This window comes from Limnobacter sp. 130 (genome assembly GCF_902506325.1).
Classification (GTDB): Bacteria; Pseudomonadota; Gammaproteobacteria; order Burkholderiales; family Burkholderiaceae_B; genus Limnobacter.
The window spans coordinates 75,083-101,058 of the sequence record NZ_LR732328.1; the positions used below are offsets into that span (position 1 = coordinate 75,083).

Annotated in this window: 25 protein-coding genes; 16 read left to right on the forward strand and 9 right to left on the reverse strand. The window is 53.8% G+C overall.

The features are described from left to right. Positions 1–6: 6 nt before the first annotated feature. The 9 genes from mdcC (at position 7) to FRIGORI9N_RS00370 (ending at position 7,060) form a co-directional block, all read left to right on the forward strand. Positions 7–330, forward strand: a complete 324-nt coding sequence (gene mdcC, locus FRIGORI9N_RS00330; RefSeq protein WP_371717122.1) for a malonate decarboxylase acyl carrier protein — start codon at positions 7–9, stop codon at positions 328–330. Continuing rightward, positions 320–1,219 carry a biotin-independent malonate decarboxylase subunit beta gene (locus FRIGORI9N_RS00335; protein ID WP_159567934.1) on the forward strand — a complete coding sequence of 300 codons (900 nt, stop codon included), beginning with the start codon at positions 320–322 and terminating at the stop codon, positions 1,217–1,219. Before mdcC ends, FRIGORI9N_RS00335 begins: the two co-directional genes overlap by 11 nt. Beyond that, a complete protein-coding gene (mdcE, locus tag FRIGORI9N_RS00340) occupies positions 1,216–1,941 on the forward strand; it encodes a biotin-independent malonate decarboxylase subunit gamma (protein ID WP_159567935.1) in 726 nt (241 codons plus the stop codon). The genes FRIGORI9N_RS00335 and mdcE overlap by 4 nt, the downstream gene beginning before the upstream one ends. Positions 1,942–1,951: 10 nt before the next feature. Beyond that, positions 1,952–2,650, forward strand: a complete 699-nt coding sequence (gene mdcG / locus FRIGORI9N_RS00345) for a malonate decarboxylase holo-[acyl-carrier-protein] synthase (protein ID WP_159567936.1) — start codon at positions 1,952–1,954, stop codon at positions 2,648–2,650. Beyond that, positions 2,647–3,525 carry a triphosphoribosyl-dephospho-CoA synthase gene (locus FRIGORI9N_RS00350; protein ID WP_159567937.1) on the forward strand — a complete coding sequence of 293 codons (879 nt, stop codon included), beginning with the start codon at positions 2,647–2,649 and terminating at the stop codon, positions 3,523–3,525. The genes mdcG and FRIGORI9N_RS00350 overlap by 4 nt, the downstream gene beginning before the upstream one ends. Beyond that, positions 3,522–4,439: an acyltransferase domain-containing protein gene (locus tag FRIGORI9N_RS00355; RefSeq protein ID WP_159567938.1), complete on the forward strand. Its 918-nt coding sequence runs from the start codon at positions 3,522–3,524 to the stop codon at positions 4,437–4,439. The genes FRIGORI9N_RS00350 and FRIGORI9N_RS00355 overlap by 4 nt, the downstream gene beginning before the upstream one ends. A 15-nt stretch (positions 4,440–4,454) precedes the next feature. Continuing rightward, positions 4,455–5,282 (forward strand): sulfite exporter TauE/SafE family protein, encoded by an 828-nt coding sequence (locus FRIGORI9N_RS00360; protein WP_236550764.1) that lies wholly within the window; start codon positions 4,455–4,457, stop codon positions 5,280–5,282. Positions 5,283–5,378: 96 nt separating this feature from the next. Further along, positions 5,379–5,912: a DUF3455 domain-containing protein gene (locus tag FRIGORI9N_RS00365; protein ID WP_159567939.1), complete on the forward strand. Its 534-nt coding sequence runs from the start codon at positions 5,379–5,381 to the stop codon at positions 5,910–5,912. A gap of 191 nt (positions 5,913–6,103) precedes the next feature. Beyond that, complete coding sequence (locus tag FRIGORI9N_RS00370) at positions 6,104–7,060, forward strand: sulfite exporter TauE/SafE family protein (protein WP_159567940.1); 957 nt, start codon at positions 6,104–6,106, stop codon at positions 7,058–7,060. A 74-nt stretch (positions 7,061–7,134) separates the two neighbouring features. Here FRIGORI9N_RS00370 and FRIGORI9N_RS00375 read toward each other — a convergent pair whose 3' ends face one another. Then, positions 7,135–8,223: a Fic family protein gene (locus tag FRIGORI9N_RS00375; protein WP_159567941.1), complete on the reverse strand. Its 1,089-nt coding sequence runs from the start codon at positions 8,221–8,223 to the stop codon at positions 7,135–7,137. Between the two features lie 205 nt (positions 8,224–8,428). Between FRIGORI9N_RS00375 and FRIGORI9N_RS00380 the strand changes: the two genes are divergently transcribed. The 3 genes from FRIGORI9N_RS00380 (at position 8,429) to FRIGORI9N_RS00390 (ending at position 10,753) form a co-directional block, all read left to right on the forward strand. Further along, positions 8,429–8,959: a DUF6795 domain-containing protein gene (locus FRIGORI9N_RS00380; RefSeq protein WP_159567942.1), complete on the forward strand. Its 531-nt coding sequence runs from the start codon at positions 8,429–8,431 to the stop codon at positions 8,957–8,959. A gap of 134 nt (positions 8,960–9,093) precedes the next feature. Then, positions 9,094–9,531, forward strand: a complete 438-nt coding sequence (locus FRIGORI9N_RS00385) for a DUF6795 domain-containing protein (RefSeq protein WP_159567943.1) — start codon at positions 9,094–9,096, stop codon at positions 9,529–9,531. Further along, the gene (locus FRIGORI9N_RS00390; RefSeq protein WP_159567944.1) at positions 9,524–10,753 is read left to right on the forward strand and encodes a lipase family protein; all 1,230 of its coding nucleotides are present in this window, start codon (positions 9,524–9,526) and stop codon (positions 10,751–10,753) included. Before FRIGORI9N_RS00385 ends, FRIGORI9N_RS00390 begins: the two co-directional genes overlap by 8 nt. Before the next feature lie 19 nt (positions 10,754–10,772). Here FRIGORI9N_RS00390 and FRIGORI9N_RS00395 read toward each other — a convergent pair whose 3' ends face one another. Next, a complete protein-coding gene (locus FRIGORI9N_RS00395) occupies positions 10,773–11,795 on the reverse strand; it encodes an acyltransferase (RefSeq protein ID WP_159567945.1) in 1,023 nt (340 codons plus the stop codon). A gap of 126 nt (positions 11,796–11,921) precedes the next feature. Between FRIGORI9N_RS00395 and FRIGORI9N_RS00400 the strand changes: the two genes are divergently transcribed. Further along, on the forward strand, positions 11,922–12,941 hold the full coding sequence (locus tag FRIGORI9N_RS00400; protein ID WP_159567946.1) for an HPP family protein: 1,020 nt from the start codon (positions 11,922–11,924) through the stop codon (positions 12,939–12,941). Here the strand turns inward: FRIGORI9N_RS00400 and FRIGORI9N_RS00405 are convergent. Then, complete coding sequence (locus FRIGORI9N_RS00405; protein WP_159567947.1) at positions 12,938–14,866, reverse strand: triacylglycerol lipase; 1,929 nt, start codon at positions 14,864–14,866, stop codon at positions 12,938–12,940. The two genes, FRIGORI9N_RS00400 and FRIGORI9N_RS00405, sit on opposite strands and share 4 nt — an antisense overlap. Before the next feature lie 63 nt (positions 14,867–14,929). Beyond that, complete coding sequence (locus tag FRIGORI9N_RS00410) at positions 14,930–16,996, reverse strand: TonB-dependent receptor (protein WP_159567948.1); 2,067 nt, start codon at positions 16,994–16,996, stop codon at positions 14,930–14,932. A gap of 140 nt (positions 16,997–17,136) precedes the next feature. Between FRIGORI9N_RS00410 and FRIGORI9N_RS00415 the strand changes: the two genes are divergently transcribed. Both FRIGORI9N_RS00415 and FRIGORI9N_RS00420 read left to right on the forward strand, forming a co-directional pair. Then, entirely contained in the window at positions 17,137–18,456 is a 1,320-nt protein-coding gene (locus tag FRIGORI9N_RS00415) for an ATP-binding protein (protein WP_159567949.1), read from the forward strand. Further along, a complete protein-coding gene (locus FRIGORI9N_RS00420) occupies positions 18,453–18,971 on the forward strand; it encodes a response regulator transcription factor (protein WP_159567950.1) in 519 nt (172 codons plus the stop codon). The genes FRIGORI9N_RS00415 and FRIGORI9N_RS00420 overlap by 4 nt, the downstream gene beginning before the upstream one ends. A gap of 320 nt (positions 18,972–19,291) precedes the next feature. On the opposite strand, the gene FRIGORI9N_RS00425 is transcribed toward FRIGORI9N_RS00420, so the two are convergent. Continuing rightward, positions 19,292–21,472 carry a TonB-dependent receptor domain-containing protein gene (locus tag FRIGORI9N_RS00425; protein WP_159567951.1) on the reverse strand — a complete coding sequence of 727 codons (2,181 nt, stop codon included), beginning with the start codon at positions 21,470–21,472 and terminating at the stop codon, positions 19,292–19,294. Between the two features lie 199 nt (positions 21,473–21,671). Here FRIGORI9N_RS00425 and FRIGORI9N_RS00430 point away from each other — a divergent pair, with 199 nt between their 5' ends. After that, positions 21,672–22,946 carry a putative Na+/H+ antiporter gene (locus FRIGORI9N_RS00430; protein WP_159567952.1) on the forward strand — a complete coding sequence of 425 codons (1,275 nt, stop codon included), beginning with the start codon at positions 21,672–21,674 and terminating at the stop codon, positions 22,944–22,946. 5 nt (positions 22,947–22,951) lie between these two features. Here FRIGORI9N_RS00430 and FRIGORI9N_RS00435 read toward each other — a convergent pair whose 3' ends face one another. The 4 genes from FRIGORI9N_RS00435 to FRIGORI9N_RS00450 form a co-directional block, all read right to left on the reverse strand. Beyond that, entirely contained in the window at positions 22,952–23,539 is a 588-nt protein-coding gene (locus FRIGORI9N_RS00435; protein WP_159567953.1) for an NnrU family protein, read from the reverse strand. A gap of 40 nt (positions 23,540–23,579) precedes the next feature. Continuing rightward, the gene (locus FRIGORI9N_RS00440) at positions 23,580–24,161 is read right to left on the reverse strand and encodes a hypothetical protein (RefSeq protein WP_159567954.1); all 582 of its coding nucleotides are present in this window, start codon (positions 24,159–24,161) and stop codon (positions 23,580–23,582) included. A gap of 15 nt (positions 24,162–24,176) precedes the next feature. Next, positions 24,177–24,884 carry a FadR/GntR family transcriptional regulator gene (locus FRIGORI9N_RS00445; RefSeq protein WP_159567955.1) on the reverse strand — a complete coding sequence of 236 codons (708 nt, stop codon included), beginning with the start codon at positions 24,882–24,884 and terminating at the stop codon, positions 24,177–24,179. A 92-nt stretch (positions 24,885–24,976) separates the two neighbouring features. Next, positions 24,977–25,912, reverse strand: a complete 936-nt coding sequence (locus FRIGORI9N_RS00450; protein WP_159567956.1) for a hydrogen peroxide-inducible genes activator — start codon at positions 25,910–25,912, stop codon at positions 24,977–24,979. Positions 25,913–25,976 lie beyond the last annotated feature (64 nt).

A 25,976-nucleotide genomic window follows, 5' to 3' on the forward strand; every position in this document is an offset into this window, starting at 1 on the left:
TTCATCATGAGTATGGAACAACTGAAATACAACTTGCCCAGCAAGGCCCAACAGGCACAACGTGATGCGGTACTGGTGGGTGTTACAGCCAGCGGCAATTGCGAAGTGTTGCTGGAGAAAGGCAGCGATGGCGCACATTGTTCAGTGGACATTCAAACCTCGGCACGCGGCTTCGGCCAAATTTGGCAAGCTGTGTTGACCGATTTTGTTGAACGCAAAAACGCAGGTGGTTTGAAAATTGAAATTCACGATGTGGGCGCAACACCGGCTGTGGTCAGCCTGCGCCTGGACCAAGCCATCGAGGCATGGGAGAACAAACATGGCCAATAGTTTTCTGGAAGCCAGCGCACGCGACCGTGTGCAGGCTGTGTGCGACGCGGACAGTTTTCAGGAAATCCTGAAGCCGTCTGATCGCATCAGCAGTCCCCACATGGCGTTGCTTGAACAACCTGTTGCATTCGATGATGGCGTGGTCATTGGACGCGCCACTTTGGGTGGCGTACCTGTGCTGGTGGCAGCCCAGGAAGGTGAGTTTTTGGGCGGTGCCATTGGCGAAGTGCATGGCGCAAAAATTACTGCGCTGATCGCCAAGGCCGTGCAAGAAAAACCACGTGCCGTGTTGCTGATTTTCGAAAGTGGTGGCGTGCGCCTGCACGAGGCCAATGCCGGTTTGATCGCGGTGTCCGAGATTATGCGGGCTGTGTGTTCGGCGCGTGCACAGGGTGTGCAGTTCATTGGCCTGATTGGTGGTTCGGCGGGTTGCTTCGGCGGTACGGGTTTGATTGCACGTTGCTGCGATGTGCTGATCATGTCGGAAGAAGGGCGCTTGGCCATGTCGGGCCCGGAGGTCATTGAAACCGTGTATGGCGTGGAAGAATTCGACTCACGCGACCGTGCTTTGGTGTGGCGGGTCAGCGGTGGCAAACACCGTTACGTGATGGGCGACATTCAAGCCTTGGTGGCCGATGACACCGACGCTTTTCGCAACGCGGCCTTGACTGCGCTCGATTCTGACAAAGTGAATTTTGATCTGGAAAACCTGGAGGCTGAACACGCCATGTTGACCCAGCGCTTGCAGCAGTTTGGCGATTGCAGGGATGCCAAAGAAATTTGGCAACGTTTGGGCTTGCCCACAGCAGAGGAGTTGGCCCTGATGCCTGCAGATGAATTTGTAAATGCCACGGCCAATGCCCGCAATGTGGCAAGGGGTGCGCGATGAATCGAGACCAGGTTTTGAATGCCTTGTTCGGTGACGGCTGGAAAGCAGCGTACCTTGAGGCCGATCATTTTTATGGCCGTGCAACGGCCGGCAACCAGGAAGTGACGGTGATTGGCACTGCCGAGAAAGCCGAGGTGGGTGCAGACATGGCCCTGACCATGGCGCGCGTGGTGATTGAAACCATCAAGCAGCGCCCCGGCGAGCCCATTGTGTTTTTGCTCGATACGCAAGGCCAACGCCTTCGCCGTCGCGATGAATTGATGGGCCTGAATGGTTACATGGCGCACTTGGCCAAGGCTGTTGAATTGGCACGCCAGCGTGGCCATGTGATCGTGAGCGTGGTGTACGGCGAGGCGGTCAGCGGCGGTTACATCAGCACCGGCATGATGGCCGATGCCTGCTATGCCCTGGCCGATGCAGAAATCAAAGTCATGAACCTGCCAGCCATGTCGCGCATCACGAAAATTCCTTTGGATCATTTGCAAGAACTGGCCAAGCAGTCGCCTGTGTTTTCGCCCGGCGTAGAAAATTATTTCCGCATGGGGCACCTGGATGCAGTGTGGCAAGGTGACTACGCAGCAAAACTGGTCGAATCGATTGCACATTTGCAGGGCAAGTCGCGTAGCGAGATCGCGAAAGACTCCCGCATTGCGCGTGGTGTAGAACGGGGTGGCCGACAGGCGGCGGGTGTTGTGATAGAACGTGTGCTGGGCTCGCAATGAGGGGTCAGCAATGAGTCTGTTCAATCGCCACGATTTTGTGTGGTTGAATCTGAATGCCGTGAAGCAGGCCGACTACATCGGACCTGCTCCCATGGAGCCCATCAGTGCATTGTCTTTGTTGCACCGTTGGGTGCTGGGCGGTTATCCGTTGATCGTGGCCCGCCAGGAAGAAATTCAGTCAACTGGCCTTCGGGTGGGTTTGGCTGAACCTGCCTCTTGGGGCAAGCGGCGATTGTCATTTGTCGTGAACAGGGGCGACATTCAAAAACACCAGCAGGGGCCTGGCCTAAGCAATGTGGTGCCGCAATTGCCACTGCACTGGCAGGCGGGTGCCCTTGCCCTGAATTCCTTTTTAGGTGAACAGGGTATTTCTGCCCATGTGTACGGCTCAAGTGCTGTGCAACACCTCACCGGTTTGCCCTGTGTCACAGAGAATTCAGATCTGGATGTGTTGTTCAAACCGTTGACCTGGTCGCATGCTGAAAATTTGTGCGTGTACTTGAATTCTTTGCAAACCCGGCACCCCGCATTTCACGTTGACGGTGAAGTGCTCAGCCCCAGTGGGCATGCAGTGCCGTGGCGCGAATTGTGTCGGGCCTTGCCTGAACACAATGCACAGCTGTTGAGCAAAACCAGTCGTGAAGTCAAGTTGGTGTCACTGACTGATTATCGGTCGGGATTCACCTGCCCGGTTGGGAGTGCGGCATGAAAGAACTCGTAGCGCGAATTGATGCTGCGGCATGTGATGCCCTTTTGCAGGAAGTGGCGCTGGAATACAAGCCTGGCCTGGTTTGCCCCAGCCGAAACGGCAGCCATGCCGACATGAATTGCAGCACCTTCAAGCGCAGCATTCAGGCTTTGCAAGGCTACTTTGGCGAGTGCTTCGCCGCGGGTGTTCAAGGCGCCGAGTTTCGAACACTTCAACGCCTGGGCTTGTCTGCGGAGCAGGCCATGCTGAAGGCGACAGCGGGTGTCAACACCCACAAAGGCGCCATATTCCTGATGGGTTTGCTGGCGGGTGCTGCCGGGGTGCAGTTTCGTGAATACGGTTGCTTCGAGCCGATTGGCTTGGGCCGTTTGGTGGCCGCCAAGTGGGGTGTGAATATTCTACTGGCAGGTGTACAGGATCAGGTTCTGTGTGCTGACACACCCACCCACGGGCGGCGCGTTAGGGACGCTTTCGGTTTGCCGGGTGCCCGCGAGCAGGCAGCTGAAGGTTTTCCGGTGCTGTTTTGGACCACGGTGCCGCAACTGCGTTGGGCTTTGTCCGAGGGGCTTTCGCAAGAGCAGGCGCAGTTGCATGCCCTGGTGTGCACCATTGGCAAATTGCCCGACACCAACCTGGCGCATCGGGGTGGCCTGAAAGGCCTGCAGTGGGCACAAGGCAAAGTGGATCAGTTCCTGGCTGAAGGCGGTGTGTTTGCACCTGGCTGGCGCCTGCGCGCGGAACACCTGTGCGAACAGTTCGAGGCCCAGTGGTTAAGCCCCGGCGGCAGTGCCGACCTGCTTTCGGCGGCCCTGTTTGTGCAGGCCTTGGTTCAGGTGAATTCAGAGTTGCCACGTTTCATGACCGCCCGCCAATGAGTCTTTGTATCCTGTGCCCCGGGCAGGGCAGCCAAACACTGGACATGCTGCCGCGTTTGTTGGCAGAGCCCCTGATCGAGCCGCAGCTTGCACCGTTGCTTCATGCCATGCCTTTCGATGCAATGGCCGTGTCGCAAAATCCAGCCGAATGTTTTGCCAATGCCCATGCGCAACCTTTGATCGTGGCGGTGGGTGCAGCCGTGTCGCAAGCGTTAAAAGCACAGGGCATTCATGTGAATTTAAGTGCGGGCTACAGCATTGGTGAACTGACTGCACATGCGGTGGCTGGCAGTGTGCAGGCATTGGAAAGTGTTGGTTTGGCCGTGAAGCGTGCGCGCTGTATGGACCAGGCCGCACCACCCGCCCACGGCATGATGGCGGTGAAAGGAATTCGCCTTGAGAAATTACATGCCATTGCACAAGAACATGGCCTGGCGGTTGCCATTGTGAACGATGAACAGCATGGCGTGTTGGCGGGCCCCACTGCGGTGATGAAATCGATTTGCAAGGGCATGGAACGCGAGCTTGGTGCGCATGTGGTGCACTTGAATGTGCAAGTGCCTTCACACACGCCTTGGTTAATTGATGCCACCGTGGCTTATCGCCGCACACTGGAATCTGCAAGTTGGGCGCCGTTCGATTGTCCCGTGCTCAGTGCACTGGATGGCAGCCCGGTCGAGTCGAGCGCAGGCGCAATTGATTGCCTGGCACGCCAGATTTCCGAGCCCTTGCAGTGGGCACGTACCCTGGACCTTGCTCAGGAAATGGGGGCCACGGTGTACTTTGAAACTGGGCCTGGCAACAGCTTGACTCGCATGGTGCGCGAGCGATTCTCCAATGTTCAAGCACGTTCATTGTCCGAATTTCAAAGTTTTGATGGCGCTTTGAGCTGGTTGCGCTCACAGACTTCCTAACCTCACGAGGCCGAATTGGGCGCAGAACTGTTTGCTGAAATTTTTACTGTGCAGGCCGTTCTGGCTTACATTGCGATTGGAATTATTGCCGGCTTTCTGGCGGGTTTGCTAGGTGTGGGGGGCGGCAGCGTGCTGGTGCCTGCACTGGTGTGGGCCTTCAAGCTGGCGGCACTGCCTGGGCAATGGAACTTTCGTTTGGCGCTGGGTACTTCCATGGCGACCATTTTGTTCACATCGGTTTCAAGTGTGCGCTCGCATCACCAACACCGCGCGGTGCGTTGGGATGTCGTTAAAAACTTCATTCCCGGTATATTGTTGGGCACCCTGTTTGGCACATTCCTGGCGCGCCATGTGTCCACCACTTTCCTGATTGTATTTTTCGCCCTGTTCATGGGGTTGGCCTCCTTTCAAATGTTTTTTGAATACAAGCCAAAACCGGGTCGCGTGTTGCCGGGGCGCAATGGGCAAATGGGCGTGGCCACATTCATTGGCACTGCGTCTTCGTTGGTGGCGGTGGGCGGCGGTGCACTCACCGTACCGTTTTTGGTGTGGTGCAATGTTTCGATTAAAAATGCAATTGGCACTGCATCGGCCATGGGTTTTCCCATTGCCCTGGGTGGAACCATCGGTTTCATTTTCAATGGTTGGACCGCACCCGGCCTGCCCACCGGCAGCCTTGGTTTTGTGTACACACCTGCTTTGCTGTTCACGGTCGTAGCCAGCGTGTTGTTGGCACCTTCAGGCGCCAGGGCCGCCCATGTTTTGCCAGCGCCATTGCTGCGAAAAGTGTTTGCTGTGGTGGTGTTTGGTATCGCGGTGAACATGATGCGTGGTGTGTTTTAAGAAACTTTGTCTGCCCTGTCATTCGCTCATTCGTTAGAACTTTCATGAACTGGTGGAGTCCCTTTAAGCCATGAATGAAAAAGCGGAGTGAATTATATGATCCCCCAAAAATGGTTGAGTATCGTTGTGGCTTTTGCGCCCGGCTTGCTGTTTGCGCAAACCGGCGCATCACAAAAAGATTTGCCAGCACTAATCCAGGTGGCCACCGGCAACAGCCTTGTGCTGGAAACCAAAGCCAGCGGGACCATTGAATACCGATGCAGCAAGGCACAAGACCCCCTCACCACCTACAAGTGGGTCATGGTTGGTCCACGGGCCGACCTGAGCGACCAAGGCGGTGAAAAGATTGGCGATTACTCTGGCCCGCCTGCGCGATGGACCCACAAAGACGGATCGTTTGTAACAGGCTCGCAAGTGGCCGTGTCACCCAACAGCAGCAAAAACATTCCCTTGCAACTGGTGAAGACCGATGTGTCTGGCGGGCTTGGCGCGCTGACCGCGATCAGCTACGTTCAGCGTGTGAACACCAAGGGCGGTGTTGCACCTTCCAAAAAGTGCACAGTCGACAATGTGGGTGAAAAAGCGGAAGTGAAATACAGCGCTGAGTATCGGTTCTGGAAGACGAATTAAGTTGGGAATTTTCTAGTTCATGTCTCCCCTTGGGGCGACGAGTGCAGCAGTCATGTTGTGGATACATTCGTTAAATTGTTTTACATGACTAACAGTAATAAGCAACGAACTAATTAATACTTTTTTATTTTTAGCTTCTTCGATACTGTTTGACACCGGCAGCACCTCACGCTGTGTCAAATGGAAAAAACATGAAGCTTTATCGCAACCTGCCCGCCAAAGGCACACCCGTTGTGCCCCCGCTCTCGGCACAGCCTGCTGGCATTGCACAACCGATGGCCATTCGCCTGGCCGTCGGCTTCACCTCCTTGGTACTGCTAACGCTAACTGTCTTCGTGATAAGCCGGTTTGCGCTGACCAACGATTACGCCAGCGGACTTTCCCTGATTGAAGAAACCTTGTCAGACAAAATGTTCTGGAGTGCAGTTGCAGTCGGCTTTCTGGCGCAGGCCATCGACGGTGCACTGGGCATGGCCTACGGCATTACCTCAACCACCTTCTTGTTAAGCGCCGGGGCAACGCCCGCCATGGCCAGCGCCAGTGTTCATATCGCAGAAATTTTCACCACGGGCGTATCAGGTGTTTCGCATGCCAAGTTGGGCAACGTCAACAAGAAGCTGTTTTTACGCTTGCTGGTACCCGGCATGATCGGCGCAGTGTTGGGCGCGGTACTGGTTACTCAAATCGACGCAACGGTCATGAAACCCTTTATTTCAGCCTACCTGTTGATCATGGGTATTTACATTCTGAGCAAGGCATGGCGAACCATCAAATCGAATCAGGGCGAACCCAGGCACGTGGGAAAACTGGCCTTGTTCGGTGGTTTCGTTGATTCCGCCGGTGGCGGAGGCTGGGGGCCTGTGGTGACCACATCGCTGGTTGGTTCGGGCAATGATCCGCGAACGACGATTGGTTCTGTCAACTTTGCCGAGTTTTTCCTCGCGCTTGCTGGCGCAGCTTCTTTCACGTTGCTGGCAGGAACGGGTGTTTGGGTACTGGTGTTGGGTTTGGTGATTGGTGGCTTGTTTGCCGCACCTTTCGCTGCGATGGTAACCAAACGATTGAACACACGCACCTTGTTGATTCTGGTCGGCGTCTTGATCAGCGCCGTGAGTTTTTTCAACCTGTATAAGGCCTTACTGGTCTAGGGTGGAGAAAACGCATTGATTCGATACGATCGCGGGCATTCTTGGCGATCGTATTTGCTTGTTCTCAGTGCTTTCTAAAGAATTTCATCCTGGCTTAGTAAATTCACAAGCGGCTGATTAATGAAGTAAATATGTTTGCCTTGCGCATGTTCCAGCACAATGCCTTTGCCGACAAGTTCTCGCAAATACTTTGCTGCTGTCTGACGTGAAACTCCCAAGTCGTTTTGAACAAATTCGATTCGGGTGTATGGGTGTCTGAAAAGGTTGTTGAGCAAGTCTTGGGAATAAAGTTTTGGAAGCTCTCTTCTTATTCTTTGTTTGGTACTAGCCATCAATACGCGCATACCTTCTACAAGGTCTACGGTACTTCTTGCTGTAACTGCTACAGCTTGCAGCATGAACAAGACCCATTCATGCCATTGACCGTGGTCTCTTACAATTTGAAGAAGTCGGTAGTAATCGGATTTGTTCTGGTTGATGTATCTGGAAAGGTAAAGAATCGGAATATCCAGCAAGCTGGTTTGAGTCAGATAAAGCACACACAATATTCTGCCGATGCGTCCGTTGCCATCGCTAAAAGGATGAATGCTCTCGAATTGATGGTGAATAAGCGCCATTTTAACCAGCGGATCAAGATCGTCTGGCGTATTAATAAAATGCCCCAGGTTGTCCATGTGTTGCTGAATTTCACTGGCGCTTTGTGGGGGAACAAAAACCGTCGCACCGGTTCGGTCATTTTTTAAAACGGTGCCTGGCATGTGACGAAACCCGTCGGTACTGTTTTTCAATAATTGAAACAGTGCAATCAATGTGCTGTTGGTGAGAAGCCCTTGGTCGAATTGCATTTTCGAAAACCCGTATTTCAAGGCCTCCCTGTAGCGTGAAACTTCTTTGCTGGCCGGCGACACCCAATCCGCAAGCTGTAAATCAGCCTGAAAAAGTTCATCTTGCGTGGTCACGTAACTTTCAATTTCCGAGCTTGCCTTGGCTTCCTGAAGAGTTAACGTGTCGATCAATATGGCTTGATTGGGAATACTTTTGGCGCACCCCTTTAGCTCTGCCAAGTGTCTGTGTGCAACAGCCAAGGCCTTCAAAATAGCGGGATCTTCCTCATTAAAACCGGTGGGAGGCAGTGATGGAATTTGGTAGCTTGCTTTTAACATGACACTCATTACGCGTTAAGAGTATTGGATTTTTTTAACATGATAGTCGTTCCATGTTAAAAAACCTGTTTTTTTAGGCATAAGAAGTGAATTTCGGATTGAAACATTGGCTCTACCCCCTGTGAGTGACTTGAGTCAGCGGCTTTTTTGAGCCTCAATTTGGCTCTGCTACTGTGTTGCCTTTCCCTTTGAAGGCAACTCATCCATGCGTTTACGTTACTTTTTACTTTTGGGATTTCTCTCTGTTCCCTACTTAATTCTGACAACTTGGGATTTGAGCCTGTTTCAAACGGTTCGACAGGACAACCTGATTTTGTCCCCGGCGGTTAGTGGTCAATTGTTTGATCAAGGGAAGCCCGTAGTCGGGGCAAAAGTGGTTCGGGTGCTCTCTTGGAATATGGACGCCGAACCACGCACTGAAATTACCTTTACGAGTGAGCGCGGTCATTTTCAGTTTCCCGAAGTAAGGGGCGCTGCTGAATTTGGATTTTTGGCCAAATTGTTTCACGTTCCAGTTGTGCTGATTGATGTCAACCTGATTGAGGGGCAGTCTTCAACCTCGCTGTTCTCGAGTGGAAGACATTCATATGACCAAGCAGTTGAGGCGGGTTCTCAGAAAACTAATTTGAGTTGCGATCTAAAAGATCGCCTACTGTTTGAGGGCGTTTTGCCGATCATCGACTGCAAGGTTGAATGGTCTAATCAATTAGAGCTATCCGAATTAGTGATTTTTTGAGCGCTCATACAGGTCTGATAGTGTGTTTGCTTTCCGTCACAACGCATCACAACCCTATGCGACCAAACCTCGGTAGATGGCTGTTCCCTGCCTGCGCCACCTTTCTTCTCTCTTTCCCCCAAGGATCTCATGCCATGTGGCAAGACAACCTCGTTCTGTCCTCTACGGTAGAGGGTCAATTACTAGATCACGGTAAACCTTTGGCAGGAGTGAAAGTGAAAAGAATTCTTCATTGGAATATGGAGTCTGAGCCACGTACAGCAATTACCTCTACGGATAAGGATGGTCGTTTTCAATTTCCCGAAGTACGCGGTGCGGCAGAGTTCGGTTTTTTAGCAAAGCTGTTTCACGTACCCAATATAAGTCTTCGAATCTATATTCCAATCGACGGTAAAGACTACATGGCCTACGCCACATCGAAAAACTCGTATCAGGACAACGTTGAGACGGGACTTCCCTACATACGTATGAAATGCGATCTGAAAAACAAGGAGTTATTCAACGGTAGGTTGCCAATTATTAACTGTGAAGTAGAAGAATCCGAAGAAAGGAAAAGCCTTAAATATGACTAATCTACTTTTACAACCAAACTACGTTCATGCACTTTCGGGTTTTGCATACGAAGCCGATTCCGTTTTTCGCAATCTAAAAGGGGCGAATCCCGGCAAGTCAGTAGCGCATGTATCTACCCTAAGTTCAGACGAACTAATTCAAGTGGCCAAGTCTCGAAAACTTCCAATTCAATCAGATGGATTTGGTACACTCGCCGGCCGATCCGGCCTTTTCAACATCGACCTGCTCAGCGGTTTCGGCTTCGTCGCCCACGGTACTGGCACCCGCGCCAACGAGCTGGTACTCGTCACGCGCGGCACGAATTTCCAGCACAACAAATTCGATCTCGCAACCAACGCAAACATCGGTTATGGCATCGGCCCACGGGGCAATGTGTTTCACCGGGGGTTTTTGAAAACCTTCAAAAGCTATCAAAACCAGTTGGTGAACTTTGTATCGCAAAGTGGTGCAACGCGACCAAATACTATTCACTGCATGGGCCACAGCCTGGGCGGTGCTTTGGCCAACCTCAATGCGTGCATGTTGCGCGATGCCGGTTTCAATGTGTGCCTGTACACCATTGGTGCGCCGCGCGTGGGTATCGTCAGCTATGCGCAAGACATGACCAAGCAAATTGCACCCAATCAAATTCGGCGCATCGCCAACTCCTGTGATCCGGTTCCCATGGTGCCTTTGTTTCCCTACATGCATGCCTCTCGGGGGTCTTCTGAACTTTTAATACAGCATGGCGAGAAGGTGAGTGTTGATGCGCACCTGCTGCACAGTGGTTATTCCAAAATGGCTCATAGCAGCAGTTGGAGCGACTTTTTACCGATGCCGCATGGCTTGTCGCAGTATGCAAATTTATCGAGAGAATTTGCAAAACTGGGTGGCGGTGGCATGTTCAATGCCAAGCTACTCGACCTTGTTGGCAAACTGACTGAACAGGTGTTGCGTTCAATGGGGTATGCCTACCTGGTCACAGTGCAGGGCGGCTTAAGTCTTGCCGTTACTGCGGCAGATCTGCTTTCAGAAGTGCTGGTAAAGGCCGCCAATGCCAGCAAGCTGCTGGCTGACGATGTGTTCACCATCGTGAATTCAATGCTTGATTTTCTGGGGCGTGCGCCGATCAGCGGTAGTGCTGTCACAGTTCAGACCCTTCACTGGATTCTGGGACAGTTCAGCACGGAAATGGCTGGGCGGGCGGGGCAGGCCATGTTGAAGGCGCAGAAACCAAGTTAATTCGAAGGGGGTCGGTGTCTTAAATCTTTTGCTCAACCCCCCGATACAACACCCACCCCGCAGCCACACTTACCACCCAGGTCATTACAAACGCCGCCAAAATTTCCGCAAAGCTACTCAAGCCCAAGGCAATCACCACCGAACTTGCAAACACCGCAATGCCGTAGTGAATCAGGAAAACGGAATAGGAAATATCGCCCAGCCAGCGAACAGGACCTTGAATAAGCACAGCCACAAAGCGCTCAATACGCGTACTGTTGATCAACAGCAAGGCAGTTAAACCCGTCAGTAGCAAACGTTCGCGCCACTCAACCCACAGGGCAATACCCAGCAGGCTCACCATCAGCAAGCTGACCAAACCTACTTTGTTCTCGCGCTGCGCCCAATGGGCAGCAATCCCCAAGCCGTAAGCGCCAAAAAAGTACCAGGCCCATTCGTCGTGCTCGGCATTTCTGTTCCACACCAACAGCGAAGCAATCGTTACCGCGACCGCCAGCAGCAACAGGGCACTTGTTGGTTGAAGCAATTTGAAGCCGCCGGTTTTCTGGCTGATCCACGTAATCAACGCCAACAGCAAATACAGTTGTAGGTCGATGGCCACGTACCAAACACCAGCCGACAAGGCTTCTACTTCCACAATGTCGTGCAACAAAAACGCATGGGCCAGCAGTTGTGTAAAACTGGGTAGATCAGACACCTCTGCGTGCATTGCAATTCGACCGCCCAGCCAGCTCAACAACACAGCCACCGCAATGGCCACCCAGAATGGTTTGGCCAGGCGCAGAAAGCGCTTTTTAAACAGCGGCCACACAGCCACATCGCGTGCCTTGCTCAGTAAACCGAACATCGACTGTGCAGCCAAAAACCCGCCAATCACCAGAAAAATTTGAACGACATAGCGACCCTCGTCGGCGATGAATCCGAGTAAGTCGGGCCATTTGGCTTGCAACACAGGCGACATGGGCGTGTACAGCAACAAGTGGTGAATCACAATAATTTGTGATGCCAGCGCTTTCAGCAGATCAATGGTGGAGTTGCGCACAAGTAAGGCCGCAGAAGTAAGTCAGTGCGCAGTATAAAGCGAGTTCCCACAGCAAATGCTGCTTGAATTGGATCGGCTTGAATTGCACCAACTTGGTGCTCATTCCCGGCTGGCAGGCGTATCATCATGGGCTTGTTTCATACAAACCTGTTGATTCCAAACATGAAACTCTCCATCCGGGCTCTGCGTGCCCTGTCGGTGTCGAGGTCTATCCTTGGCTTTGAGTCCAATTCAACCAGCCCTCGCGAAAAAGCCATTTCCGGCTTGGGTGCCTTTTTGGGCATTTTGTTGGTGTGTTGGGTGTCCAGTTTCGTGGTGCAGGGCACCGATGCCATTCTGGTGGTGGCGTCGATGGGCGCCACAGCGGTGTTGTTGTTCGCCGTGCCACATGGCACCTTGTCGCAGCCTTGGGCCTTGATGGGTGGGCATTTTGTATCTGCACTGATCGGCGTTACCTGCGCACGTTATATTCCCCACACTTATTTGGCTGCGGCTTTGGCGGTGGGTGTGGCTGTGGGGGTCATGTATTGGGCCAATTGTATTCACCCACCTGGCGGGGCCACTGCGCTTACCGCCGTGCTGGGCGGCGAGTCCATTTCAAACCTGGGTTACTGGTACATGATCAACCCGGTGCTGCTGAACACCTTGGCTATTTTGGTGGTGGCGGTCAGTTTCAATGCGCTGTTTTCCTGGCGACGATACCCCAACCACTTCGCGCGCAAGCAGAAAAAACCTGTTGAGTCGCTTTCAGAAACGGGGGCCAGCCTGACGCACGAGGATTTCGCTGCTGCCATTGCCCGCATGGATTCGTATGTGGATGTGAGTGCAGACGTGTTGGCTGAACTGTTTGAATACGCCACCAAGCACGCCGACGAGCAAAGCACCCACCCCCAAACACTGACCGTGGGTGCGTTTTACAGCAATGGGCAAGTGGGGTACCGCTGGTGTGTGCGGGAATTGATGGACATGTCGCTGACCACGCCTTACAAAGGCGAATCAGGGCAGCAAGTGATTTTCAAGAACGTGGCTGGCGCTGATTTGTACGAAACAGGCTTGAGCAATGTAGAGGCCTTCAAGCGCTGGGCGCGCTATGAAGTGGTGCTGCAAGACGGGCGCTGGTTACCCGTCAAGGTAGCCACCCACTAACGTTGGTCTGTTCTCAATTGGCTCAAGTGTTCGTGCAGAATTCTGCGAATCTCGACAATGGCTTCGGGGGTTTCCTGCACGCTGTGCCAGGAATTCACAACCAGTTCCGAGGCAGATCCCTCAAGTTTTGCGCTGGCGTAGGGCACCACCCCGTCACTGCTGGCTTCCAGAATAACTTCAGGAGTCACATTGCCCATGATCGAGTGGTAAGTCACTTTGCTCGAGATCGGTAACTTGGACGACTCCCGCACAAAGGGGTCTTGGTCACTCAGGTTCTTGATGCTGTTAATCGATCCGACCAAGGGCTCATTCGAGGCCTCATCCGGATTCACCAACAACTGGCCAATTTCCGTCACACGGCTCAATACCGTGGCGGGCAAGCGGATCAGCCCTGATACAAAACGGGCAAACCGGTTTTCTGCATAGGGTGTGCCACGGTGCGGTGCTGCAATGAAAATGGCACGCGTGGGTTGTGGCATGGCATCGAAGATCACATAGGGCTCAATTTTCTGCCGAAGCTTTGTTTCGCGTTTTTGCGAAATGTTGTAACGCTCCAGCACCGCTTCCCACAACGTGTCACCTGAATTCGACACCATCAATCGCGCAAGAACACCGCCCATGCTGTGACCAATCAAGACCATGTCGTTGGATGCCCTGCGCTTGCCTTGCGGGTCAAAGTTTTTTAGCGTGGCATTCACTGCCTCGCGAATTTCACGGTTGTTGAAAGGCAGTGGCAAATTGGTGGGGTAATACACCTGCCAAATTTGATAATTCTGTCGAAGTTCCTCGTCACCCAACAACTCGTTGGCCACATTCACCCAGGCTTCCGGGCTGCTGGCCAAGCCATGCAACATGAGAATGACGCGGCGATTCGGGTCGAAAGGCTGCATCAAATAAATGCGGGGTTTGTCCAGGGTCTCGCTTCGGCCAATCAGCGACAATAAACTTTCTTGTGCAAAGCCCGAGCGGGCGAGCCACAGCCCATAGCCCGATGTGAAGTTGGCCGCGAGAGGAACACGAATGCCGCGCACATCAACACTCACATTGCGATGGGGGTCGAAACCCTGAAGTTCAACCCGGTTGCCAGCCAGCACCGTGTCGATGCTGTTGCCGGGAAAACGCAGCATCACAGTGATGGACGGAAATGGTGTTTCACTCCAGGGTTTGTTCTCATCTTCCTGCTTCACCACGCTATCTGCAAAAACCGCCACCAGTTCGGCACCCAGTCCGTCGCGGCGATACTGGTTGCGAAGCCCCTTGAAAGTCAGCGAGGACGCTGCAACCAGTTCTTTGGGTAGTTGACCTTTGTGGCTCAGGCTAATGCCGGCCGTGCTGCCACTGACTTGCCATGGATCAAAATCGAGCAGGTAGGTTTTGTCTTGCGAAACCGATCGCTCCAGCTGATCGCGGTAGCGATTGAACAAACCCACCACAGCTTGCTGGGTTGAAAAATTGTAGTAGTCGCGCACTTGGGCCTGTCGATCTTCCATGGCGCGAAGGTCGGGTGTGCGGCTGGTAAAAAACAGATAGGCATACGCCTGTTTGGCACTTTCCAGAAAGGCCGACAAGGTGGCGGCTTTCAGGGCATCGTTGGCGGGCTCAAGTATCTGCGCCTCTTCATGCCGCAAGGCTTCTTGCAGCCACAATTCCGACAGTGTTGAAAGTCGCTGCTCATCGCTCAAACCAATGTTGGCGATCAGCGTTTTGCGACAATTGGCAAGGTCACGGTTGCAGCCTTCCTCATCCGTACCAACCACTTGCAGCGCCGTGCGTGAAGAAGCGCTAAGTTTGCCCGTGGTCAATACATCGCCGCGGCGGGCAGACAAGTAATCTTCCGAGCTGACCGAACCCACGCTCACAATGGCGCAGCCCGATACCGTGAGTGCAATCAGTGTGGCGGTGGCCAGGCGGGTAATGTTGAACATGTGCTGCGGTGCGTTTGATTGAAGACACTGATTCTACGCATGTTTTGGCGCAATGCTCAAACCTCACCACTTCACTTCCACGCCCGCGTAAACGCCTCGCCCTTCACCCGGCGCAAACTGGGCAGAATCAGCCCCGTTCGCATTCACAATCACCCCAGTGGTGGCGGCATACACTTTGTCGGTCAAGTTGCGGGCGTCTACAAACACACGCAAGGTTTCACTGAACCTGTAACTGGCATTCAAGCCGAGTAACAGGTAGGGGTCTGTGGAAAGTGTGTTCGCCAAATCCACAAAGTAGCCTTGCGGCACATACTCAATATTGGGCGATACGGTCCAACCCGCTGGGTGTGAGTAATCCAGTTTTGCCCGCACATACTGTTCGGGAATGCCGGGAATTGCAGCGTTGCCATACACTGGGTCTTGGTTAAAACGGAAACGCCCGAAGGTGTAGGCAAGTTGCCAATGCAAGGTATCTGCTGTCGCCACCACACTGCGCGCCAAAGGCCCGGCCAAGCCAATTTCAACACCTTGGTGTACCGTGTCGTCTGCATTCAATATTGCACTCAAACCAGGCACCAACGGGTCCAGTTGATAACTTACAAATTCATTGTTCAAACGGCTTGTGTAGGCGCTGATATCCCACTTGATTTGATTGATCTCGCTGCGAGTACCCAACTCAAGCGTGGTCGATTCCTGCGCTTGCAGTGAGCGTGTTGGGCTTGTTTCTGAAAAGGTGGGTGGCTCGAACGCGCGGCTCAAATTGCCGTACACCTGAACGGAATTGGTGGCTTGCCACAACAAGCCGGTTTTCGGGCTGAGCTGCGCATAGCGGCGTTGGTAACTGCCATCGCCATCGCTTAAAAACTGATCGTCAGCCGTGCGTTTGGCGTGGGTCCATTGCAAACCATTGATCCACTGCAAGCCGTCGGTTAAATGCAAACGGCTCTCGCCGTACAGCTCCATGTTGTGGGCTTTTTGGTCCTCGTAGCTTCGCAGGCTGGTTCGATCACCGCGCACATGGTTGAATATTCGAGCCTCAGTCACGCCGTGCACCAGGTTGTAACCCAGCGTGGTGTCATGTCGCAGACCCCACAATTCACCTTGTGCATTGCGGTTTCCGAATGTGCCCACATCGCGTGTCTGTTGATCGATCAAGCCAAAGCTCAAGGGGTGGTACAGGTTCTTGTCCACGGCATACACCCCCGCGTTGTACTCCACCCCGGTTGGTGAAATCCAGGTGGTTTTGTTGGCCACGCGGGTAATCAAAAAATCGCGCTGTGAATTGCTGCCAGCTGAAGCAGCGTTGGCCTGAGTGGGGTCAGTTTGCAACTGCGCCTTGCTCAAGTTGCCGGGCAGTTCCTGATTCATGTCGCCATGAATCACATAAAACCGGGTTTCAAGTTGTGGCGAAATTTTTAATCCTGCGTTGGCATTCAGGCGGGTGTTTTTCTGCCCGCTGAACTCTCGAAAACCGTCGGATCGCAATTGCGACAACGATGCAAAATAATCCCAGTTGCCCACCACATGGCCAGTTTTGAATTGCGCGCGTGCAAATGCATGGCTGCCCGCGTCCAGGCGCACCACACTGTTGGGCGTGGTGTAGCCAGTGGGTGTTACAAAGTTGATTGCACCCCCCAGGCTGGCTGCGCCGTACTGCAGGGCATTGGCACCTTTGTACACTTCAACGTGTTGCAAGGCCAAGGGGTCGATGTCTTGAAAGTCTGAGCCACCATCGGCGAGATTAATCGGTATGCCGTCTTGCAACAAACGAATGCCGCGCATGTGAAAAGTGCGCGACAAGCCCGAGCCTCGAATACTCAGCCGGGCTTCCTCGTTCACGCGGCTTTGCGCAAACACACCCGGGGTGAAGTCCAGCATGTCCTTGATGGTCACCGCTTTGCCAGCCTCAAAACTTTCAGCGCGTATCACTGCAGTACCGCCCGCCGTTTGGCCCAGTTTTTCTTCAGCCACCCGAACGCTGGCTGCGCTCAGTGCTTCGCGTTGAGCCTGCACCTCTACATTACTCAGTGCCGGGTTTGCAAAAGCAGGTTCTGGATGCAGGCCAAAGGCCAGCAGCAGTAGTACACCCAATGAAAGGGCTTGCAGTGTGAACGGGGTGTGCATGTGCATGGTGGGTATTCCGGGCAAGGTAGGTCAGTCCGGTTTATACGCCAAGCCCACGCCGGCGAGAATGCGTCATATTGTCGCAGCCGCCTGGCAAGCCTCACAATTTCACGGCAGCAAATCCAGAAGCCACTTAGAATGTGAGCATGAAAACAAGCACCTTATCTGAACCTCAACTGCTGATGCGCCTTTGGACCGAAGGCCTGGTGGATCAAAGCGATCTCTCGGTGCGCCGCCAGCAAATGGTCACTGTCATGTGGATGCGAGCATTGGCACTTGGCGCTCAAGTGCTGCTGCTTGCCGTGGTCGGTTTGTTGTTAAAGGTCAGCCTGCCTTGGTCTGTGTTGATCATTATTTTGAGCGCGCTGGTTTTACTCAACGTCATTACCTTTGTCCGATTGCGGCAGGGGCAAGCCGTGGGCAGTTTTGAAGTGGCCGCCCAGCTGTTTGCCGACGTGGCTGCTTTCAGTTTCGTGCTTTATTTCACAGGCGGGGTCACCAATCCTTTTGTGTCGCTTTACTTGCCCTTGCTGGGCTTGGCGGCCGCCTTGCTGCCTTGGGCGCAAGTTGCAGTGTTGGCTTTGTTCAGCGTGGTGGCTTACACGGTGTTGATGGGTAATTACATACCTTTGGTGTTGGCCAATCCTGATGATGGTGTGCACTTTCACTTGGTGGGCATGTGGCTTAATTTTCTGGTCAGCGTGTTGATTCTGGTGGGTTTTGTAGCGCGTTTGAGTTCGTCCATCCGCAACCGGGACCTGGCACTGGGTCGAGCCCAACAAAGGTTAGCCAGTGAATCCCGATTGGCGGCGCTGGGCAATCAGGCCGCATCCATCGCGCACCAGCTGGGTACGCCCGTGTCCACCATTGCCACCATTGTTTCGGACTGGAAAAGTGACCCCGTCATGCAGGCGCACGCACGGGAAATGACAATCCTCAGTGCGCAGGTTCAGTCCATTACTGAAACATTGAGCCAGCTTCGAGCCCAAATCGAAGTGAGCCCGCGCCACAACGCCGATGCACAAACCATACGGCCAAGCGACTGGTTGCAATCGGCGCTGACCATTTGGCGAACCCGCAATCCGCAACACGAGGTGCGGTTGATGCCAAGCATCGCCTCCATTGCGGGCGAATTCAAAGTACGCAAAGAATTACTCGAGTTGGGTTTGATCACCTTGCTGGACAATGCCGCCCAAAGTCAGCAGCGCGTGTCTGTGGCCGAGCCACTTCAAGTGGGCATGCAATGTGATCAAGAAAGTTTGACCCTTTTTGTCAATGATGCCGGGGGCGGAGTCGATGCCGAACTGTTGCCAAAAATCGGGCAGCAATTGTTTCAGGCCAATGGACAGGGCATGGGCCTGTTTTTGCTGGCCAACCTGCTTGAGCGCGAGGGCGGAAAACTCAGTTTGCGAAATCTGAACCCAGGGGTGTGTGCCAGTTTGAGTTTGCCGGTGTTGCCCGAATGACGCGCTCGATTCTGATTGTCGATGACGATGCCGTGTTTGCCAGCACGCTGGCTTTGTCATTTGAACGCAAGGGGATTCAAGCCTGCGTGGCCTTGAACAAAGAGCAAGCGTTGGCTGCGGTTGGCCAGCAACAGTTCACCGACATTACGCTCGATTTGAATTTGGGTGAACAGTCGGGCCTGCAATTGATTGCACAGCTTCGCAGTTTTCAAGCCCAAGCCAACTTGTTGGTGCTCACTGGCTACGCCAGCATTGCGACCACAGTTCAAGCCATCAAGCTGGGCGCCGACAATTATCTGGCCAAGCCCGCGGACAGTGCTGCCGTGTTGCGAGCCTTGGACGACGATGCCAATCCGAATGATTTCCAGCCCATGTCGGTGTCTCGCCTGGAGTGGGAGCACATTCAACGTGTGCTCAATGAACACGATGGCAACGTGTCGGCCACTGCGCGTGCCTTGAACATGCACCGGCGTACCTTGCAGCGCAAGCTGGCGAAGCGACCGGTGGGGCGGTGAGCGGCAACTTTGTCGTTGACAGTAAGTTTTGTTTGCAGCGCGTCACTCATCCAGCCTTGATCAAGTCGAATCCCCCGTCTTTGATTCTGGCTTGGGGCATGCGAAACGCCACAGCGTCTTCGCATCGGTTCCCGCCGGAACCGCCCCGCGCTGCGAGTCAATCCGGGCGACTTGATCTGAATCGGCTGAATGAGTGACGCGCTGCAAACTTGAACTCGCGCTGGAGGCCTACTCACCGCGAATCGCCAACAAGGGGGCATTCAAGTTTTCTGGCGCAAGGGGGTGTGCACCTGAGCGAGCCGAGCAAATAGGTTGTAGTGTCAAAACTTCACATTAATCCCCGCCACCACCTGCCGCTGCTTGCCTGGTTGAATGCCGTTGGTACGTGCTGAAATGTACTGCTTGTCCGTCAGGTTCTCTGCATTCAGGAAGTAGCTGACATTGCTGCCAGCCGGTGCAAAGCTGATCGATGCATTCAGCAAGGTCACCGCTTCAATTTCTCCGAACAGGCCACAGAACAGGTTGTTTGCAGGGTCTTCACCATTGGGACAAAAGCCCAGCGGCTCGGTGCCACCAAAGTTTTCTGTGTTGGCAAACTGCTTGCTCACATGTGTTGCACCCACTCTGGCATTCCATTGCTCGGTTTCATACGACAAGTTCAAAGCCAGCGTGTGCTTGGGGGCATAGGGCAAACGGTTGCCGGCTTGGTAAGCGCCGTATCCATCTTCGCCTTCACCACCCACCACACCCGAATTTTTAAATTCAGCCGTGAACAGATTGGTGTAGGCCATGCTCACGAAAAAAGGATTTCGTTGCTGATTGATCAGCTCGCCCAGATTGAATCGACCTGCCAACTCGAACCCGGTGTGTTGTGCCTCACCTTCATTTCTGAAAAAGCCGCCCGAATTCACCACAATGTCTTCAATGTCCAAATTGAAGAACGTGGCTTCATACGCACCCGCACGCACATTGCTTCGAATACCCAGTTCAGTCACTGTGGCCAGCTCAGGTGTCACCCGCTGAAGCATGTCGTTTTCAATGTCCCGGTCGGGGCGCGGCGGGGCAAAGCCCCGGTGTACACCACCAAACACTGTGGTGTTGTTCAGTCCGTTCCAGGTAAAACCAATGCCAGGCAAGGTCTCGGTTTCCTTGGTGGTCAGCATGTCCACTTGTTGAAAGTTGGCGGTACCCGCCACACCGGAAAACAGCGTTTTGGTTTGATCAATCTGCTCAACCCGAACACCCGGTGTCAGTGTCCAGTCCCCTATCAGGAAGGTATTCTGCGCAAAGAATGCAGTCGCCTCCACATCGGCCAGCAGACGCTCGTCTGCCTCGGGGGTCGTGTCTGCAAAGTTGTCGAATTCAAATTTCTTTCGGTCAATGTCTTCCGTGTGGTAGCGCATGCCGATGATGGTTTCGCTGGGCACACCAAAAGCAGAATGGGTGAATTCAAGCTTCGGTTCAATTCCAAATACATCGTATTGACGCGGCCTTGTTGCAAATTCGGTTTCCAGTTCGCCCAATCCAATCGTGCTTGGGTCCATCGGGTCAAAGGCCGACTCAAATTCTCGCGAGCGCAAGGAAGTTCTGTCTGTTTTGGTGTGGTAAACCTGCGTGGTCAGGCGGGCGCGTTCACCCAGTTGCCAGCCATGAATCAATTGAATGGTGTCACGGTCCATCACATAGCGTTCGCCCTCGGTGCCAGGCACCGAGTAGGGGTCGCGCAAATATTCCTGCGCGGTAAGTCCGGTTTCACTGAAGAGCGAATCTTCTTCAAACCGGGTGTACTTCGCAGTCAGTGTGTGTGCGCTGTTGATGTTCAACTGGCCTTTGATGGTCACATCCTGCACATTAAAATCGTGTTGCGCGCGAATGCCGTCGCCTTGGCGCTTTAGCAGGTCGATCATGATGCCGCCCTGTTCCGAACCCGTGCCTAGGTTCAAATGCGCACCGCGGTAACCTTCATTGCCCACCGACAGTTTTGCCGATCCTGCAAATCCATCTCGAGGCACAGGTTTAGTCACAAAATTGATCATCCCGCCCAGCGTTTGCGGACCATACAAAATTTGCCCCGAACCCTTCAACACCTCCACGCGTTCAAGCCTTTCCAGGGGCGTGGAGTAGTGTGCAGAGGGGTCGCCATAGGGTGCAAAAAATACGGTGGGTGCACCGTCTTCCAGCAGCAGTGTTCGCGAGCTGCGCCGAGGGTTCAGGCCACGCAAGCCAATATTCAGGTGGGTGCCTGCCGCATCTTCAGACACCACATGCAAACCGGGCACCTCGCGAACCAGCTCCAGAATGGAGAAGGGCTCGCGCTTGTCCAGTTCTTCACGAGAAACCACGGTGGACGAGCCTGGCAAATTCTCAATATTGGAAGGCAAAATACTATTACCCGACACTTCGACGCTTGGTAAGGCATCGCTTTGTGCATAAACCTGGCCACCGTGCCCCAAAGCAAATAATACTGAACAGGCCACCGTTGTTAATCGAAATGCTTTCATGTCTTTCTTCTTGCCGTTGTTTTAATGTTGTATAAAAGTGTAGAAAACAGGGTGCTCAGTGCCTAGGGAACTTTTCCCGAAATATTCGTAATTCGGGGAACTTTAATGGTGTGATAGGCTCTTGCTATTAAGCCAACTGATTCCGATTGCAAAGCAAGCCGGGGCAGTGTCCTTTCCAACTTACAAAAAGACCACCGACATGACAGCAACAACCATTCAATGGATTGCCGCCTTTCTCTTTGCCGGCGCGCTTATTCACACTTTTTCAGCCAGCTACTTTGAACGCCTGGCTCACCACAGCAAACACCACAGCGGTTTGTTTCACCTGCTGGGTGAAGTCGAGGCCGTATTCGGTATCTGGGCTTTGTTCCTGGTGGTCGCCATGGCGTTTTCCGTCAATCTGGATTCGGCGGTTGAATACGTCGACACCCGCCATTACACCGAGCCCCTGTTTGTGTTCGTGATCATGGTGGTCGCGGCCAGCCGACCTGTGCTCGATGCATCCCGACTGCTGGTGGAAGGTTTGGCGAAACTCATGCCTGTGAACAAAGGCGTTGCTTTCACTTGGCTGGGGCTGTTCATGGTGCCGCTGCTGGGCAGCTTCATCACCGAGCCCGCCGCCATGACTTTGGCCGCATTGTTGCTTCGCGACGTGCTGTTCTCAAAGGCCGTGCCCAATTTCGTTCGTTATTGGGGCTTGGGCGTGTTGTTCGTGAACATCTCGATCGGTGGCGTGCTTACCTCGTTTGCGGCACCACCTGTGTTGATGGTGGCAGGCACATGGGGTTGGGATACCCCCTTCATGATGGTTAATTTTGGCTGGAAAGCGGCAATTGGCGTGTTTATCAACGCAACCATATTTATCTTCTTTGCAGCCAAACATTTGGGTGCTGAAGTCAAAACACCCGAGGCCTTGGGTGAAGACGGCAAACCACTGGCCCCGGTGCCTTGGTGGGCCATGGTCGTTCACCTTGCCTTTTTGGGTGGAGTCGTGTTTTTTGCGCACCATCCAGCCGTGTTTATGGGTATTTTCCTGTTTTTCCTGGGTTTTACAGCGGCTTACAGCACCTTCCAGTCGCGACTTCTCCTGAAAGAGGGGCTGCTGGTTGCATTCTTCCTCGCCGGTTTGGTGGTGTTGGGCGGCATGCAACAATGGTGGTTGCAGCCTGCGGTAAGCGACCTCGACGATGGCGTATTATTCGTGGCCGCCATGGCGCTGACCGCCATTACCGACAATGCGGCGCTGACTTATCTGGGCTCATTGATTGAGGGCACTTCAGAAAGTTTCCGTTACGCCTTGGTGGCGGGTGCGGTTGCAGGTGGTGGCCTCACCGTGATTGCCAATGCACCGAACCCGGCCGGTTTGTCGCTGCTCAAGCGCCAGTTTCCTGGCGAAGCGGTGTCAGCAGGTGGTTTGCTCGCCGGGGCTTTGGGGCCCACGGCGGTGGCAGCCATTTGCTTCTGGTACCTGTAACCAAGTTACCGGCTAAACGGGCTAATGCCGATTAAATGAACGTGTAGCCAGGCTGCGAAAACCAGCCAGGCCAGCACACCCACTACCACAGTCATCAGCGTCCCCACCTTGGTGGGGCCGTCGCCTGCAAAACCCATGGGAATGGCACGTCGGCGCGCTGTTTTAAACAGCAACACCGCCCACACCAAAAATGAACCGAACAAAATGATGTCGGCCAGTGTGCCGTTGGCCAGCAAATGGGCCAGTGCCCACACTTTGACCGCCAAGGTCATGGGGTGTTGAAGCTTTGCCTTGATGTGATTGCTGGGCACGTAGCAGGCCGCCAACATCACAAATGAAACCAGCATCAGCAGTGCCGCAATGTGGCGCATGGCCGCAGGCGGGTTCCATACAAAAATTGGGTCCAGGCGCGCTTGCCCGTAACCCACCACAATCAGCACCAACCCAACAATAGACACCACGGTGTAAATGCCCCGGTATTTGCCTTTGCCAAGCCGCGCGATCATCCCTGATCTGCGTTGGTCATCTGGAATTCGAGTCGCATGCATGGCCAGAAAAAGCACCAACCCAGCGACCAATATCAACAAGCCCATTCAGTTCTCCTTTTTGTAGTGAACCGATTATGTCACAGGCTTAAGCCGCGCGCCGTGCTGCCTGTTTTGGTGCGAAAGTGCCCAGTGATTCGGGTTTGGGCAGCAGTCGGTTAATCCTGGCAGGAATCCGTTTCAGCCCAAGCACGTTGTCCTCGCGCATGCCATCTTCTGTAAACACACGGGTGCCCATAATGTAATCAAACCAGGGCCGGGTTACACACCAGTTTGCGCTTGGGTTGTTGCCCATGTGGTGGTCATAATGCCAAGGCACGCGTTGTTCACCCCAGGCCGGGTTCATGTGGCTTTTTTTGTGAACCCGGTAATAATTCAGGCTGCTGTACCACAAGGTGCCTACAAAAAATGGCGCCACCGGAAACAGCGGGGCCACTGCCACCGCGCTTGCAATCAAGGCCCAGGCTTCCTTGCCCTGTGCATGCATGCCCAGCGGAAAGCGCTCGTAGTTCGGATCGTAATAACCGTGCTCACGCACTTCCTTGTGGTGCTCATGAAAATGAAAGGCCCAGAACGTGCCACGCTTTTTGCCCATGCCATGCAGCACATATTTGTGCATGCCCCATTCCACAGCATTGGCGGTCAAAAGGCCCAAGGGAATTCCCAACATGTTTGTCTCCGTTTGTCAGTGTTGACCCAGTGCGGCATTCAGGGCGCGGCTGCCCAGTTCCACGTGTTGGCGCGCCAGTACTTCACAACGCCTGTGTTCCCCGGTTTCAATGGCCTGCGCAAGCTGGGCAAGGGTCTCTACATCACGAAATTCGTCCTGCATCACCAGCGTTAGCGTATTCCAGGCCGCCAAGTAGGTTTGATTCATTGAGTTAAAGGCCAGTTTGAACACCACATTGCCGCTGCCTTGCACCACCCGTGCCCAAAAATCAAAGGCGAGCTGCTGAAGTTTTGGCAGTTCTTGGGTGTTCTGCATTTCGGCAATCAACGGTTTCAGTTGTTCCGCCAGTATTTTTCCGCCCTGCAAGGCAGCCTGCCCAGCCACAACCGGTGCCAGTGCCTTGCGCAAGGCGACAATGCCGCGGGCCACTTCCAGGTTCACCTGGCCGTGGGCATTTACCATCAGGCTGGGTAGCAGTTCCAGGCCACCTTCAGCCTCGAAGTTTTCAACTTGGGTGGCACCACCATGGCGCACCCGAACCAAGCGTGCCTGTTGCAGCCGTTTAATCGCCTCCCGAACAGCGCCCCGGTTCACGCCCAAGGTTTCAGACAGCTCCCGCTCTGAAGGAAGCTCTGCGCCAACTGGTAATACCTTTTTAAGAATTCGATCGCGAAGTTGTGTGTAAACCTGTTCAGATATCGAGATTTTCTGAATATTTTCCATGACTTGCCTGTTCAAAAAGCAACAAATTATTTAACTGGTCAACTGATCATACCAGTTAAAAAGAAGCATGAAAATGGTTGAATTTACTTGGTTTAGTTGGCGTGGTCGCCTTTGAACATTGGGCACAGAACCCTGTCGATGAAATTCAGTTTGGGGTGGCTGCGGCGCGTGACCAACGCAATTTGCCGACTGGGTACCGGCGAGCGCAGCCCGACTATCTGAACCTCCGTGTTGTTCAACAGTCCAGCCTTAATTGCCATGTCGGGTAACAGTGCGCAGCCCAAGCCCGAATTCACCAATTGCACCATGGTGTTCAGGCTGCTCGCTTCCACCAGGCTGTTTTCACCGCTTTCAGTGTCCCGTTGGCTGGCACTACAGGCCGACACGGTGTGGTCACGCAGGCAGTGTCCTTTTTCCAGAAGCAGCATTCGGCGTGTGTCCACCTCGCGCAGTGCCACAGGTCCGCCCTTGCACATTGGGTCATTTTTGTGAGCCACCAGCCGCAGTTTTTCCTCAAACAAGGTGAAGGCTTGCAGTTTGCCCAGCTCAATGGGCAGGGCGATGATTGCCGCATCCAGTGCCCCTTGTTCCAGTTCCTGCAACAAAGCAGCGGTCTGGCTTTCTCGCACTCGCAGTACAAGGTCAGGCAGCTGGTTTTTAACGCAGCCCAACAGGTCGCCCAAGATGAATGGCGCAATGGTCGGAATGACACCCAGGCGAAACTCGCCACTGGCGGGGTCAGCAGCCATTTGCGCACGGGTCACCAGGTCGCGGCTGGCAGACAAAATACTCTGCGCGCGCTGTGCCACTTCAACACCCACTGGTGTAAGCGCCACACGCTGGCGGTCTCGTTCCACCAATTGCACACCCAGCGTGCGTTCCAGTTCGGCAATGCCGCCCGACAAGGTTGATTGCGTGACAAAACACAACTCGGCCGCCCGGGTAAAGTTCAGGGTTTCAGCAACAGCCAGCAAATAGCCAAGCTGCTTCAATGAAAGGGCGGTGGCTTGTGGGTTCAGAGTGTTCATTCCTTACTGATCGACATTTCCGATTGCTTTCATTGTATCCATTTGTCGTACACTTATCGTATCC

Bases quoted from the DNA above. Each gene is read 5' to 3' on its own strand.
- mdcC (WP_371717122.1), top strand. From the start codon at position 7: ATGAGTATGGAACAACTGAAATACAACTTGCCCAGCAAGGCCCAACAG.
- FRIGORI9N_RS00335 (WP_159567934.1), top strand. From the start codon at position 320: ATGGCCAATAGTTTTCTGGAAGCCAGCGCACGCGACCGTGTGCAGGCT.
- mdcE (WP_159567935.1), top strand. From the start codon at position 1,216: ATGAATCGAGACCAGGTTTTGAATGCCTTGTTCGGTGACGGCTGGAAA.
- mdcG (WP_159567936.1), top strand. From the start codon at position 1,952: ATGAGTCTGTTCAATCGCCACGATTTTGTGTGGTTGAATCTGAATGCC.
- FRIGORI9N_RS00350 (WP_159567937.1), top strand. From the start codon at position 2,647: ATGAAAGAACTCGTAGCGCGAATTGATGCTGCGGCATGTGATGCCCTT.
- FRIGORI9N_RS00355 (WP_159567938.1), top strand. From the start codon at position 3,522: ATGAGTCTTTGTATCCTGTGCCCCGGGCAGGGCAGCCAAACACTGGAC.
- FRIGORI9N_RS00365 (WP_159567939.1), top strand. From the start codon at position 5,379: ATGATCCCCCAAAAATGGTTGAGTATCGTTGTGGCTTTTGCGCCCGGC.
- FRIGORI9N_RS00370 (WP_159567940.1), top strand. From the start codon at position 6,104: ATGAAGCTTTATCGCAACCTGCCCGCCAAAGGCACACCCGTTGTGCCC.
- FRIGORI9N_RS00375 (WP_159567941.1), bottom strand. From the start codon at position 8,223: ATGTTAAAAGCAAGCTACCAAATTCCATCACTGCCTCCCACCGGTTTT.
- FRIGORI9N_RS00380 (WP_159567942.1), top strand. From the start codon at position 8,429: ATGCGTTTACGTTACTTTTTACTTTTGGGATTTCTCTCTGTTCCCTAC.
- FRIGORI9N_RS00385 (WP_159567943.1), top strand. From the start codon at position 9,094: ATGTGGCAAGACAACCTCGTTCTGTCCTCTACGGTAGAGGGTCAATTA.
- FRIGORI9N_RS00390 (WP_159567944.1), top strand. From the start codon at position 9,524: ATGACTAATCTACTTTTACAACCAAACTACGTTCATGCACTTTCGGGT.
- FRIGORI9N_RS00400 (WP_159567946.1), top strand. From the start codon at position 11,922: ATGGGCTTGTTTCATACAAACCTGTTGATTCCAAACATGAAACTCTCC.
- FRIGORI9N_RS00405 (WP_159567947.1), bottom strand. From the start codon at position 14,866: ATGTTCAACATTACCCGCCTGGCCACCGCCACACTGATTGCACTCACG.
- FRIGORI9N_RS00410 (WP_159567948.1), bottom strand. From the start codon at position 16,996: ATGCACATGCACACCCCGTTCACACTGCAAGCCCTTTCATTGGGTGTA.
- FRIGORI9N_RS00415 (WP_159567949.1), top strand. From the start codon at position 17,137: ATGAAAACAAGCACCTTATCTGAACCTCAACTGCTGATGCGCCTTTGG.
- FRIGORI9N_RS00420 (WP_159567950.1), top strand. From the start codon at position 18,453: ATGACGCGCTCGATTCTGATTGTCGATGACGATGCCGTGTTTGCCAGC.
- FRIGORI9N_RS00425 (WP_159567951.1), bottom strand. From the start codon at position 21,472: ATGAAAGCATTTCGATTAACAACGGTGGCCTGTTCAGTATTATTTGCT.
- FRIGORI9N_RS00430 (WP_159567952.1), top strand. From the start codon at position 21,672: ATGACAGCAACAACCATTCAATGGATTGCCGCCTTTCTCTTTGCCGGC.
- FRIGORI9N_RS00435 (WP_159567953.1), bottom strand. From the start codon at position 23,539: ATGGGCTTGTTGATATTGGTCGCTGGGTTGGTGCTTTTTCTGGCCATG.
- FRIGORI9N_RS00440 (WP_159567954.1), bottom strand. From the start codon at position 24,161: ATGTTGGGAATTCCCTTGGGCCTTTTGACCGCCAATGCTGTGGAATGG.
- FRIGORI9N_RS00445 (WP_159567955.1), bottom strand. From the start codon at position 24,884: ATGGAAAATATTCAGAAAATCTCGATATCTGAACAGGTTTACACACAA.
- FRIGORI9N_RS00450 (WP_159567956.1), bottom strand. From the start codon at position 25,912: ATGAACACTCTGAACCCACAAGCCACCGCCCTTTCATTGAAGCAGCTT.